This is a genomic window from Embleya sp. NBC_00888, assembly GCF_045207655.1.
In the GTDB taxonomy this organism is placed as follows: Bacteria; Actinomycetota; Actinomycetes; order Streptomycetales; family Streptomycetaceae; genus Embleya.
Map to the genome: position 1 here is coordinate 3,430,165 of NZ_CP108784.1, position 13,396 is coordinate 3,443,560.

Sequence of the window (13,396 nt, forward strand, 5' to 3'; positions counted from 1 at the left end):
CACAGCGAATGTGATCCGGGTGCCCAGGCGGACGACACCTCGTCGGTGGAACCGCCGCTTCCTCGTGGTCGATCCCACGCGTACGCCAGTCGCGGCCCGTTCAGCATACGGAGCGCGACGGGCACCCGCCGCCTCATTACGCAGCGATGATCGAAAGTCACGAATAAGGCTCGTTGCACGGGGCAGGGGTTGTGGCCAACGCCACACCAGGCGTACCACAGGACATCAGCAGGCGGGATCTGTCCACCATCGGGGGAATTCGTGGCGGAAGTGGTACTGGATGCGGTTGGAAAGTTGTATACGGACGGCACTCGAGCGGTCACCTCGCTCGATCTGACCGTCGCGGACGGGGAGTTCCTGGTTCTGGTCGGCCCGTCCGGATGCGGGAAGACGACCGCGTTACGGATGGTCGCCGGCCTGGAGGAGATCAGCGAGGGCACGATCAGCATCGGCGACCGAGTGGTCAATCGGGTGCCCTCGCGCGACCGGGACGTGGCGATGGTGTTCCAGAGCTACGCCCTGTATCCGCATCTGAATGTGCGGGACAACATCGGGTTCGGGCTCCGATTGCGGAAGTTGCCCAAGGACGAGATTCGCGAACGGGTCACCAAAGCGGCCCGGACCCTGGGCCTGGAGGAGCACCTCGGCCGCAAGCCGCGGCAACTCTCCGGCGGTCAGCGGCAACGGGTCGCGATGGGCCGGGCGATCGTCCGAGAGCCGCAGGCGTTCCTGATGGACGAGCCACTGTCCAATCTCGACGCGAAGCTACGCGTGCAGATGCGCGCCCAGATCGCCCGACTGACCCGCGAACTCGGGGTCACCACGCTGTATGTGACGCACGATCAGACCGAGGCGATGACCCTCGGCGATCGGGTCGCGGTGATGAAGAAGGGCGTCCTCCAGCAGGTCGCCCCGCCGCAGGAGCTGTACGACCACCCGGTCAACCTGTTCGTGGCCGGCTTCATCGGCTCGCCCGCGATGAACCTGATGACCGGCACGCTGAACCGCGACGACGCGGACGGCACCACGGTGGCCATCGGCAGCCGGCGGTTGACCGTGCACCCCGACGTGCTCGCCGCGCGTCCGGCACTGGCCGGCTACCACGGTCGCCCGCTGATCGTCGGCATCCGCCCCGAGGACCTGTACGACACGGCCCTGGAGGGCGCCGAGCCCGCCGAGGGCGCGGTGTTGCGGGCCGAGGCCGACCTGGTCGAGGCGATGGGTTCGGAGGTGCTCGTCCACGTGCGCGTGGACGCGCCGCCCGCGGTCACCGAGGACATCCAGGAACTCGCGCGCGATGTGGGCGCGGAGGACACGGTGCCGGACCCGGGCGCGGCCCATACCGAGTTGGTGGCCCGCTTCGGGCCGCGTACCCGGGCCCGCGAGGGCGCCGATGTGGTGATGCGGGTGGCAACCGACCGGCTGCACTTCTTCGACCCGGAGACGGGTCTGTCCATTACGGAGGACGCGTGAAGCGGTTCGTGGGCGCCTTGGCGGTCGCCTCGATGCTCGCCATGGGTCTCGCGGCCTGTAGCGACGACGGCGACGACAAGGGCAAGAAGAGCGACGCGACGCCCGGCGGGAGCGGCGCGCCGGCCGTACCCCGCCTCGACGGCACCACGGTGAGCGTCGCGGCGGTGTGGACCGGTGACGAGCAGGCCGCCTTCAAGAAGGTGCTCGCCGACTTCGAGAAGCGCACCGGGGCCAAGACCGAGTTCATCCCCACCGGTGACAGCGCCTCCACCTTCCTGGGCCAGCGGGTCGAGGGCAACGCGCCGCCGGACGTGGCGTTCCTGGCCCAGCCGGGCGTACTCCAGCAGTTCGCGCAGAAGGGCTGGATCAAGCCACTCGCGGCCGACGTGCAGCAGGCCGTGCAGGCGAACTTCGCGACCCAGTGGCAAAAGCTGGGCTCGTACCAGGACAAGCTCTACGGCGTCTACTACAAGGGCGCCAACAAGTCGCTGATCTGGTACAACGCGAAGGTCTACGAGAACGCGGGCGCCACCGAGTCCAAGACCTGGGACGACCTGCTCAAGAACGCGGGCCTGATCTCCGACTCGGGCACCCCGCCGTTCGCCATCGGCGGCGCGGACGGGTGGGTGCTCACCGACTGGTTCGAGAACATCTACCTGAGCCAGGCCGGCCCGGAGAAGTACGACCAGTTGGCCAAGCATCAGATCCCGTGGACCGACCCCTCGGTCAAGACCGCCCTGGAGACGCTGGCCCAGGTCTTCGGCAAGAACGACTGGTTCCCCGGCGGCAGCGGCGGCGTGCTCCAGACCGAGTTCCCCGCGTCCGTACCGCAGGCGTTCGGCGATCCGCCGAAGGCGGGGATGATCTCGGGCGGCGACTTCATCGGCACCAACATCATCAAGGACACCAAGGCCAAGATCGGCACCGACGCGAAGTTCTTCGGCTTCCCCGCGGTCGGCAGCGGCAAGGCGCCGGTGGTCACCGGCGGCGACGTGGCCGTGGCGATGAAGGACTCCCCCGGCGCCCAGGCCCTGCTGAAGTACCTGGCCTCGCCGGACGCCGCCAAGGTGTGGGCGCAGCAGGGCGGTTACCTGTCGCCGAACAAGAACCTGGACATGGCGTCCTACCGCGACGACACCACGCGCGGGATCGCCAAGAACCTGATCGCCGCGGGCGACGACTTCCGCTTCGACCTCTCCGACCAGGCGCCCGCCGCGTTCGGTGGCACCAAGGGCGAGGGCGAGTGGCGCGATCTCCAGGACTTCCTGCGCAACCCCTCGGACGTGGCCGGGGCGCAGAGCAAGCTCGAAGCGGACGCCGCCAAGGCCTACGCGGGCGGGTGACCGACGTCGATGAGTGAGAAGGCACCCGTAAAGGTCGCGGTGCCCGAGAAGACGAAGCCGACGCCCGCGCGCGAGTCGCGCGGGCTCGGTTCGGGCGCCCTGTTGGGCTGGCTGTTCCTGCTGCCGGCCATCGTCATGCTCGCCGTCCTGGTCGCCTATCCGATCGTGTGGTCGCTGATCCGCAGCCTGTTCGGCGCGGACGGCTGGTCGGACTTCGTGGGGATCGACAACTACAAGGAACTGTTCACCGACGACGACACCTTCACCGCGCTCAAGAACAACCTGATCTGGGTCCTGGTGGTGCCCGCCGTGGTCACCTCGCTGGGCCTGGTCTTCGCGGTGCTGACCGAACGGGTCAGGTTCGCCACCGCGTTCAAGCTGATCGTCTTCATGCCGATGGCCGTGTCCATGCTGGCCGCGGGCATCATCTTCCGGCTCGTCTACGACCGCGATCCCGATCAGGGCGTGGCCAACGCGGTGATCACCAGCGTGCACGACATGTTCGACGAGGGTGCGCCGTATCCCGGCGCCCGACCGCGCAACGACACCGTGCTCGCGCCGCAGGGCGGCGGCTTCATCACCAAGGCCGGTACCGTGCCCGGCGGCACCGCGCTGTTGCCGCTGGTCGCGCTGCCCGCGGACAAGATCCCCACCGACGCGCGGGACGCCAAGCCCGGCGTGCCGCCCGCCGGGGGCCTCGGCGGCGTGGTGTGGGTCGACTTCACCAAGGGCAACGCGGGCAAGGCCGGAGTGGTCGACCCCGGCGAGAAGGGCCTGCCCGGGGTGCGGGTCGAGGCGGTCCGGAACGGGAAGACGGTGGCGAGCGCGAGCACCGGCAAGGACGGCTCGTTCACCATGCCCGCGTCCGCCGCCGAGGGCGGCCCGGTGCAATTACGGCTGACCGGGGGCAACTTCGCCAAGTCCTTCGGCGGCTACGACTGGCTCGGGCCCAACCTGGTCACCGCCGCGATCATCGGCGCCTACATCTGGATGTGGGCGGGCTTCGCGATGGTGCTGATCGCGGCCGGCCTGGCCGCGATCCCGCGGGACGCGCTGGAGGCCGCGCGCGTGGACGGCGCGACCGAGTGGCAGGTCTTCCGCCGGGTCACCATCCCGCTGCTGGCCCCGGTGCTGGTGGTGGTGATGGTCACGCTGGTGATCAACGTGCTGAAGATCTTCGACCTGGTGTACATCATCTCGCTGGGCTCGTCCCAGAAGGAGGCCAACGTGCTGGCCCTGCAGATGTACATCGCCTCCTTCGGCGGCGGCAACAACCAGGGCCTGGGCAGCGCCATCGGCATCCTGCTCTTCCTGCTGGTGCTGCCGGCGATGTTGTTCAACATCCGTCGCTTCCGAAGGGAGAACCGGTGAGCACGTCCGCGACCCCCGACCTGACGAAGCCTCCGAAAGCGCCGGCGCCCCCGGAAGGGGGCATCAAGCGTGGCCTCGCCTCGCGGATCGTCGGCCGCACCGGCGGCGGTCTGGCGGCGATCCTGCTGGTGCTGATCGCGCTGTTCTGGCTGATGCCCACGTTCGGCCTGCTGGTCTCCTCGCTGCGCGATCCGCAGGAGATGAGCAAATCCGGCTGGTGGAAGGTGCTGGGCAAGCCGAGCGACCTGACCTTCTCCAACTACGACAAGCTGCTCGACAACAAGGACATGACCCGGGCGTTCTTCAACACCATCTGGATCACCGTGCCCAGCACGCTGTTGGTGATCCTGATCGGCTCGCTCGCGGCCTACGCCTTCGCCTGGCTGGAATTCCCCGGTCGGGACTGGCTGTTCCTGATCGTGGTCGGACTGCTGGTGGTGCCGGTTCAGGTGGCGCTGATCCCGATCTCGAAGCTGTACGGCGACACCGGGTTGTTCGGCACCATCCTGGGTGTGGTGCTCTTCCACGTCGCGTTCGGCCTGCCGTTCGCGGTGTTCCTGTTACGCAACTACTTCGCGGGCATTCCCCGCGACCTGCTGGAGGCCGCCCGGATGGACGGCGGCACCGACCTGACCATCTTCTTCCGGGTCATCCTGCCGCTGGGCCTGCCCGCGATCGCGTCGCTGGGCATCTTCCAGTTCCTGTGGGTGTGGAACGACATGCTGATCGCGTTGATCTACGCGGACACCGAATCGGCGCCGCTGACCGTCGCGTTGCAGTCCCAGTCCCGGGCGTTCGGCGCCAACATCGACGTGCTGGCCCCCGGCGCGTTCCTGTCGCTGATCGTCCCGGTGGTCGTCTTCTTCAGCTTCCAGCGCTACTTCGTCCAGGGCGTGATGGCAGGCGCCGTCAAGTAGTCACCGAGGAGGCGCACACCCCCTCGACGTCGAACAGGCGTCCTGGGCAACGGCCGCGGGGCCGTCCGGCGAAGTCCGGGCGGCCCCGCGGCCCGTGTGTTTCGTGCCGCCATCGTTACGGATCCGACTTCGGGAACGGAATTCCGTGTGACATCGTCCGAAGGCGTAGGGTGCTCCCCGCCGCTTCGGAACCGGCTCGGGGGTGTACCAAACGGGGGACATACGTCATTTCGGGGGAACAATGAGGGGAAATCGCCGAACCGGTTTTCTACGGACCCTGCTGATCGCGCTGGTCGTCGAAACGGTGCTGATGAGCGCGACCGCCGTCACGTTGGCGGTCATGTCGTTCGCCGTGCGCGACGACCGCAAGAGCCTGGAGGGACTCGGTGATCTGCTGCTGATCGCGTCGGTGTTGTGCGCGGGCATCGCGGTGGTGAGCGGCATGGGCGTGGCCGGCGTGCGCGACGCGATGCGGCGCGGCACCGGGGCGCTGGGGCGCGCGGCCGCGGTGGGCCTGATCCACGTGTTCGTGGCGCTGGTGGCCACGCTGATGACCACTCCGCCATGGACGGTCCTGGTGGCCGGCCTGCCCGCGATGATCTACCTGCCGTGCTGGTGGGCGGTGCGCGAGCGCAGTCATCACGAGCTGTTGATGCTCGAACCGTAGCGAGTCGGCGCGACCGCACCGCACAGGCCGCCGGCCCGGAACCCGCGTGGGTTCCGGGCCGGCGGCCTTCGCGCACCCGATCAGCTCTTGCTGCCGGTCCGCAGCAGCGTACGGATCGTCCGCATCGCGACCGAGAGCGTCGCGAGGTCGTAGTTCTCCGCCTCCTGCAACTCGTCCAGCGTGGACCGGGCGCGGGTGAGCACGGCCGCGTTCCGGTGCTCCCACGCCTTGAACCGCAGCTCCGGGGTGGCGTCCGGTTCGCCGGAGACGAGCACCTCCGCGGTGAGCCCGGCCTGCGCCGCGTACAGGTCCTCGCGCAGCGAGGCCCGTGCCATCGACTTCCACCGGTCGCTGCGCGGCAGTTCGATGATCCGGTCGAGCAGGTGCGCGATCGGCAGCCGGTCGGCGATGTCGAAGTACACCTGCGCGACGTCGAGCACCGCGCGCTCGGACTCGTGCGCCACCTCGACGATGTCCAGGGCGGCGTACGTCGAGGACATCCCGGCCACCGCGGTGGCCAGTTCGGTGGGCACGCCCGCCTCGGTGAACTCCTCGTACAGCCCGTCCATCCAGGCCAGGTCCGAGCCGCGCAGCACCTTGGGCAGGTGTGCGACCACCTCGGCCACACCGTCGCGGAAGAACTCCACCTGCGCGGCGATGTCGATCTCGCGCCGGCTGCCCAGGAACCACCGGGTCGCGCGCTCGATCAGCCGCCGGCTGTGCAGCCGCAGCTTGGTCTGCATCTCGGCCGGAACCTTGTTGTCCAGCGCCGCGATCGCGCCCATGATCCGGTCCGCGCCGAAGATCTCCCGCGCGGTGATGTGCGCCCGGGCCACCTCCTCCGCCGACGCGCCGGTCTCCTCGCGCATGCGGAACATGAACGAGAGGCCGCCGAGGTTGACCACCTCGTTCACCACGACCGTGGTGATGATGTCCCGACGCAGCGGGTGTCGGTCCATCTGCTCGGCGAACCGCGCCCGCAGCGCGCTCGGGAAGTAGCGGTACAACTCCCGGGCCAGGAACGGGTCGTCCGGCAGGTCCGAGGCGATCAGGTCCTGGGCCATCACGATCTTGGTGTACGCGAGCAGCACGGCAAGCTCGGGCTGGGTCATCGCCAGCCCGTTCTGCTGCCGCTCGCGCAACTGCCGGTCGGTCGGCAGGAACTCGATCTCCCGGTTGAGGTGCCCGTCGCGCACCAGCCGGCGCATGTACCGCATGTGCACGTGCAGCAGGCTGGTGGCCTGGGCGACCGCGTTCTCCAGCGCGCAGTTCTGGCCGTAGTTGGCGGCCAGCACCAGGTGCCCGACCTCGTCCGTCATGGCCGCGAGCAGCTCGTTGCGCTGCTTGAGGGTCATGTCGCCGGCGGCGGTGACCTGGTTGAGCAGGATCTTGATGTTCACCTCGTGGTCCGAGGTGTCCACGCCCGCCGAGTTGTCGATCGCGTCGGTGTTGATCCGGCCGCCCGCGAGCGCGAACTCGACCCGACCGAGCTGCGTGCAACCCAGGTTGCCGCCCTCGCCGACGACCTTGACCCGCAGGTCGGCGCCGTTGACCCGGATCGCGTCGTTGGCCTTGTCGCCGACGTCGGCGTGCGACTCGCCGCTCGACTTGATGTAGGTACCGATCCCGCCGTTCCAGAACAGGTCCGCGGGAGCCTGCAGGATCGCCTTCATCAAATCGGCCGGAGTGAGTCGGATCACCGCGTCCGGCAGCCCCAGCGCCTGCCGCACCTGCGCGTTGATCGGCACCGACTTGGCGGTGCGCGGGTACACCCCGCCGCCGGCCGAGATCAGCTCCTTGTCGTAGTCCGCCCACGAGCTGCGCGGCAGGTCGAACAACCGGCGCCGCTCGGCGAAGGAGACCGCCGCGTCCGGGTTCGGGTCCAGGAAGATGTGCCGGTGGTCGAAGGCGGCCAGCAGCCGGATGTGCTCGGACAGCAGCATGCCGTTGCCGAACACGTCACCGGACATGTCGCCGATGCCGACCACGGTGAAGTCCTCGGTCTGGGTGTCGTGACCCAGTTCGCGGAAGTGCCGCTTGACCGACTCCCACGCGCCGCGCGCGGTGATGCCCATGCCCTTGTGGTCGTAGCCCGCCGAGCCGCCGGAGGCGAACGCGTCGCCCAGCCAGAAGCCGTACGCCTGCGCGACCTCGTTGGCGATGTCGGAGAACGTCGCGGTGCCCTTGTCCGCGGCCACCACCAGGTAGGTGTCGTCCGCGTCGTGCCGCACCACGTCCGCCGGCGGCACGACCTCGCCGTCGACGAGGTTGTCGGTGATGTCCAGCAGCGCGCCGATGAAGGTGCGGTAGCAGGCGATGCCCTCGGCCAGCCAGGCCTCGCGGTCCGCGGGGTCCGGCAGTTGCTTGCAGAAGAACCCGCCCTTCGCGCCGACCGGCACGATCACGGTGTTCTTGACCATCTGCGCCTTGACCAGGCCCAGGATCTCGGTGCGGAAGTCCTCGCGCCGGTCCGACCAGCGCAGCCCGCCGCGCGCGACCGCGCCGAAGCGCAGGTGCACGCCCTCGACCCGGGGCGAGTAGACGAAGATCTCGAACCTGGGCCGCGGCGCGGGCAGGTCGGGGATCTCCTGCGGGTCGAACTTGAGCGAGAGGTAGTCGTGCGCCTCGCCGTCCTCGCGGTGCTGGAAGAAGTTGGTCCGCAGGGTCGCCTTGATCATCGCCAGGAACGAGCGCAGGATGCGGTCCTCGTCCAGGCTGGCCACCTGGTCCAGGGCACCCTCGATGGCCTCGACGATGCCGTCCACCAGCTCGGTGCCGGCCTGCTGGTGGCCCGGCGAGAAGCGGGCCTCGAACAGGTTCACCAGCAGCCGCGTGGTGTGCGGGTTGGAGACGAGGACGTCCTCGATGTACTCCTGCCCGAACGTGGTCCCGGCCTGCCGCTGGTACTTGGCGTAGGCGCGCAGCACCATCGCCTGGCGCCAGGTGAGCCCGGCCCGGAAGACCAGCGCGTTGAACCCGTCGTTCTCCGCACGCGCGGTCCAGGTCGCCGAGAACGCGTCCTGGAACAGCTCCTTGACGTCCTCGGGCTGCCCGTACATCGCCGAGGCGTCGTAGCGCAGACCGAAGTCGTACACCCACGCCACGGTCCCGTCGGCGCGGCGCAGCTCGTAGGGCCGCTCGTCGACGACCTCCAGGCCCATCCGCTGCAGGATCGGCAACACCTCGGACAGTGACACGTGCCGACCGGTGCGGTAGATCTTGAAGCGCCGCTCGCCGGGCAGTGCTCCTATCGGCTCGTACAGGTGCAGCTTGAAGTCCGCCTCGGGGGTCAATTCCTCGACCCGCTTGAGGTCGGCGACCGCGGTCCGGGGCGGGAAGTCGGACTTGTAGCCCTCGCCGAACGCGTGTGCGTAGCGGCGGGACAGTTCGGCCGCGCTCTCCTCGCCGCATTCGGCGACGAGGGCCTCGCCGAAGTCGTCGATCCACGAGCGGGTGGCCTCGGACAGCAGTCGTTCGATGTAGTCCACGTCCGGGTCGCCGAGTTCGGCGCCGGTGGGCACGCGCACGGTGAAGTGCAGGCGCGCGAGCACGGATTCGGTGTTGCGCGCGGTGTAGTCGACCACCGAACCGGCCAGCTCGGCGAGCAGGATGTCCTGCATCTTGAGCCGGACCTCGGTGGTGTACCGGTCGCGCGGCAGGTAGACCAGGGCCGAGTAGAACCGGCCGTACTCGTCCTTGCGCAGGAACAGCCGCAGCCGGCGGCGCTCCTGGAGGTAGAGCACGTTGATCACGATGTCGTGCAGCTCGTCCACGGCGATCTGGAACAGGTCGTCGCGCGGGTAGGTTTCCAGGATCTGCAACAGGTCCCGGCCGTCGTGACTGACCGGCGGGAAGCCGGCCTTCTCCAGCACCGCGTGCACCTTGCGGCGCACCACCGGGATGCGCTGGACGCTGTCGGTGTACGCGGCCGAGCTGAACAGTCCCAGGAAACGACGCTCGCCGACCACGTTGCCGGCCGCGTCGAACTTCTTCACACCGATGTAGTCGAGGTAGGCCGAACGGTGCACGGTCGCCCGCGAGTTGGCCTTGGTCAGGATCAGCAGCTGTTTCTCCCGGGCCTTCGCGCGAGCCCGGGTGGAGAGCCGGCTGAAGGACGCGGACAGGTCCTGGTCGGCGCGCAGGATGCCCAGGCCGGTGCCGGGCACCGCGCGCAGCACGTCCTCGTCGTTCTCGCACACCAGGTCGTACTCGCGGTAGCCGAGGAAGGTGAAGTGGTCCTCGGAGAGCCAGCGCAGCAGCTCCCACGCCTCGCCGATCTCCTCCTCCGGCAGCGAGGCCGGCGGGTCGTTGGCGAGTTCGTCGGCCAGCCGCAGCGATGTGTCGCGCATCTTGGTCCAGTCCTCGACCACCTCGCGCACGTCGCTGATGATCCGCTGCAACCCGGTCTCGACCGAGCGCAGGTCCTCGCGGTCGCTCTCCCGGTCGATCTCGATGTGCATCCAGGACTCGACGATCGCGTCCTCGGGCACCCCGTGTGCGTCGGTGGTGTCCACGATCTCCAGCAGCTCGCCGGCGATCGTGCGCCGGACGATGAGCTGGGGGTGGATCACCACGTGAATGCTGCGTTCCTGGCGGGAGAGCTCGTTGGTGACCGAGTCCACCAGGAAGGGCATGTCGTCGGTGACGATCTCGACCACGGTGTGCCCGGAGGCCCAACCGTTCTCCTCCACCGTGGGCGTGTACGCCCGGACCCGCGCGGTGCCCTGAGGGCGCTCCGCCGCGAGTCGACAGTGCGAGATCGCCGCACCGTACACGTCCACCGGATCGCGATCGATCAGGTCGTCGGGTGCGGTGTGCCGGTAATAGCGGGACAGGAGGACATCGAGGTCCACCCGGTTCGGGCCCTCGGGCCCGCCGCCTCCGTGCTGTGACGATGCCGCTCGTGCCGCTTCCGCCGCTCGGGCGAGAAGCTCCGCCTTCGCCTCGTCCAGCTTGCTCTGCATGATGCTGCCGCTCCTGTCGCGCGCCGTTGCGTGACCATTGCCGTCCCCGGGCGTGCCCGGCTGTGTACTGCCGGTACCCGCTTTGTCGCGAGTACCTGTTTCAGGCGACGTGCGCGGGCCCACGGTGGTTCCGGGACTCCGTCGTCCCGGCTCGCGGCCCACGCGGCGTCGCCGCATCGTCAGGCTACTCGCGTGCCTCCCGGCCGCCGAGAGGGGATCTCGGATCACCCTGTAAGTAATTTCCGGGTCGGTCCGGACACCTCGTACCCATTGCCTCGAAGGCGGCGCTCGGGGCACCGTGGACGCGGGACGAACGACGCAACGCACGGGCGGGACGGACTCGGTGGGGAGACGATCGTCATGGCCAAGAAGGTGCTGTTGATCGCCGGCGACGCGGCGGAGTCGCTGGAGGTCCTGTATCCGTACCAGCGCCTGCGCGAGGAGGGCTACGACGTGCACGTCGCGGGCCCCTCGCGCAAGAAGCTCGCCTTCGTCGTGCACGACTTCGTCGAAGGCTTCGACACCTTCACCGAGCAGCCCGGCTACACGTGGCCGGCCGACTTCGCGTTCGTGGAGGTGCGGCCGGAGAACTACGTGGCCCTGGTGCTGCCGGGCGGGCGGGCTCCGGAATACCTGCGCAACAACCCGGTCGTCCTGCGCCTGGTGCGGCACTTCTTCGAGGCGGACAAGCCGATCGCGCAGATCTGTCACGGCCCGCTGATCGCGGCCGCCACGGGGATGTTGGCCGGGCGACGCACCGCCGCCTACCCGGCGATCGCGCCGGACATCAGGGCCGCCGGCGGCACGTGGGTGGACGGCGAGGCGGTCGTCGACGGCACCCTGGTCTCCGCCCGCACCTGGGTCGACCACCCGGCCTGGATGCGCGAGTTCGTCCAGGTGCTGCGGGCCAAGGCGCCGGCCTGAGCGGTCGGCATCCGCGGCGGCCGGCCCTCGGTGGTCGGCCCCGCGGCGGTCGGCTCCGCGACTGTCGGCTCCGCGGCCTCAGCCCATGTGCGGATAGCGGTACTCGGTCGGCGGGTCGAACGTCTCCTTGATCGTGCGGGTGCTGGTCCAGCGCATCAGGTTCTGCATCGCGCCCGCCTTGTCGTTGGTCCCCGACGCCCGCGCGCCGCCGAACGGCTGTTGGCCCACCACCGCGCCGGTGGGCTTGTCGTTGAGGTAGAAGTTGCCCGCCGCGAAGCGCAGGAAGCCCGCGGTCTGCGCCAGCGCCCGCCGATCGCGCGCGATCACCGAACCGGTGAGCGCGTACGGCGCGGCCGACTCCATCTGCCGCAACATCGCGTCCCAGTCGCCGTCCTCGTACACGTGCACGCCCAGCAGCGGCCCGAAGTACTCGGTGGTGAACACCTCGTCCCACGGGTCCTCGGCCAGGACCACGGTGGGCCGGACGAACCAGCCGACCGAGTCGTCGTAGGTGCCGCCCGCCAGCACCCGCAGCCCGTCGCCGGCGTGCGCGCGATCGATCGCCGCCTTGAGCTTGGCGAACGCGCGCTCGTCGATCACCGCGCCCATGAAGTGCCGCAGGTCCGTCACGTCGCCCATGGACAGGCCGTCCACCTCGGCCAGGAACGCGTCCCGGAACTCGCTCTCCCAGATCGAGCGCGGGAGGTAGGCGCGCGAGGCGGCCGAACACTTCTGCCCCTGGTACTCGAACGCGCCGCGCACCAGCGCCGTGCGCAGCACGTCGTGGTCGGCGCTGGGATGCGCGACCACGAAGTTCTTGCCGCCGGTCTCGCCGACGATCCGCGGATAGCCGCGGTAGGTGTCGATGTTCGCGCCGATGGTGCGCCACAGGTGCTTGAACGTCGCGCTCGACCCGGTGAAGTGCAGCCCCGCGAAGTCCGGGTCGGCCAGCGCGATGTCGGAGACCGCGACGCCGTCGCCGTGCAGCAGGTTGATCACCCCCGGCGGCAGCCCCGCCGCCTCCAGGAGCCGGATCAGGTGGTGCGCGGCCAGTGCCTGGGTGGGCGCGGGCTTCCACACCACCACATTTCCCATCAGCGCCGGCGCGGTGGGCAGGTTGCCCGCGATCGCGGTGAAGTTGAACGGCGTGACCGCGTACACGAAGCCTTCCAGCGGCCGGTGGTCCAGCCGGTTCCACACCCCCGGCGAATCGATCGGCTGCTCGGCCATGATCCGCCGGGCGAAGTGCACGTTGAACCGCCAGAAGTCGACCAGTTCGCACGGCGCGTCGATCTCCGCCTGCTGCACCGTCTTGCCCTGACCGAGCATGGTCGCGGCGGCGATCGTCTCGCGCCACGGCCCGGCCAGCAGGTCGGCCGCCTTGAGCAGGATCGCCGCGCGGTCGTCGAAGTCCATCGCGCGCCAGTCGGGCGCGGCCTCCTTCGCGGCGATCAGCGCGGCCCGCGCGTCCTCGTGCGTCGCGTTGGCCAACGTGCCCAACTCGCCCGCCCGCCGGTGCGGCTGCACGATCTGCACACGCTTGCCCGCGCCCATCCGGTGCTCGCCGCCGATCGCGTGCGGCAAGTCCACCGGCGCGTCGGACAACTCGGCGAGCCGCGCCGCCAGGCGCTCCCGCTCGGGAGAGCCCGGCGCGTAGCCGTGGACGGGTTCATTGCTCGGCCGGGGCACCCGGGTGACAGCATCCATGGATGCGCAGTGCCCGCGAATTCGACAATC

At 69.5% G+C, this 13,396-nt stretch carries 8 protein-coding genes and 1 riboswitch; of the genes, 6 read left to right on the forward strand and 2 right to left on the reverse strand.

The genetic code is table 11. The annotated features are described in order from the left end of the window. Positions 1–14: 14 nt before the first annotated feature. A riboswitch (ZMP/ZTP riboswitch) is annotated at positions 15–103 on the reverse strand. A 158-nt stretch (positions 104–261) separates the two neighbouring features. From OG948_RS14060 to OG948_RS14080, 5 genes are all read left to right on the forward strand, one after another. Beyond that, positions 262–1,473: an ABC transporter ATP-binding protein gene (locus OG948_RS14060; protein ID WP_406296679.1), complete on the forward strand. Its 1,212-nt coding sequence runs from the start codon at positions 262–264 to the stop codon at positions 1,471–1,473. Beyond that, entirely contained in the window at positions 1,470–2,816 is a 1,347-nt protein-coding gene (locus tag OG948_RS14065; protein WP_406296681.1) for an ABC transporter substrate-binding protein, read from the forward strand. The genes OG948_RS14060 and OG948_RS14065 overlap by 4 nt, the downstream gene beginning before the upstream one ends. Positions 2,817–2,825: 9 nt before the next feature. After that, positions 2,826–4,187 carry an ABC transporter permease subunit gene (locus OG948_RS14070; RefSeq protein ID WP_406296683.1) on the forward strand — a complete coding sequence of 454 codons (1,362 nt, stop codon included), beginning with the start codon at positions 2,826–2,828 and terminating at the stop codon, positions 4,185–4,187. Beyond that, a complete protein-coding gene (locus OG948_RS14075; protein WP_406296685.1) occupies positions 4,184–5,104 on the forward strand; it encodes a carbohydrate ABC transporter permease in 921 nt (306 codons plus the stop codon). The genes OG948_RS14070 and OG948_RS14075 overlap by 4 nt, the downstream gene beginning before the upstream one ends. 241 nt (positions 5,105–5,345) lie before the next feature. Continuing rightward, complete coding sequence (locus OG948_RS14080) at positions 5,346–5,771, forward strand: hypothetical protein (RefSeq protein WP_406296687.1); 426 nt, start codon at positions 5,346–5,348, stop codon at positions 5,769–5,771. 80 nt (positions 5,772–5,851) lie between these two features. On the opposite strand, the gene OG948_RS14085 is transcribed toward OG948_RS14080, so the two are convergent. Then, positions 5,852–10,735, reverse strand: a complete 4,884-nt coding sequence (locus tag OG948_RS14085) for an NAD-glutamate dehydrogenase (RefSeq protein ID WP_406296688.1) — start codon at positions 10,733–10,735, stop codon at positions 5,852–5,854. Positions 10,736–11,095: 360 nt separating this feature from the next. Between OG948_RS14085 and OG948_RS14090 the strand changes: the two genes are divergently transcribed. After that, positions 11,096–11,659 carry a DJ-1/PfpI family protein gene (locus OG948_RS14090; protein ID WP_406296689.1) on the forward strand — a complete coding sequence of 188 codons (564 nt, stop codon included), beginning with the start codon at positions 11,096–11,098 and terminating at the stop codon, positions 11,657–11,659. Positions 11,660–11,737: 78 nt separating this feature from the next. Here OG948_RS14090 and pruA read toward each other — a convergent pair whose 3' ends face one another. Continuing rightward, positions 11,738–13,366 carry an L-glutamate gamma-semialdehyde dehydrogenase gene (gene pruA, locus OG948_RS14095; RefSeq protein WP_406296691.1) on the reverse strand — a complete coding sequence of 543 codons (1,629 nt, stop codon included), beginning with the start codon at positions 13,364–13,366 and terminating at the stop codon, positions 11,738–11,740. Positions 13,367–13,396 lie beyond the last annotated feature (30 nt).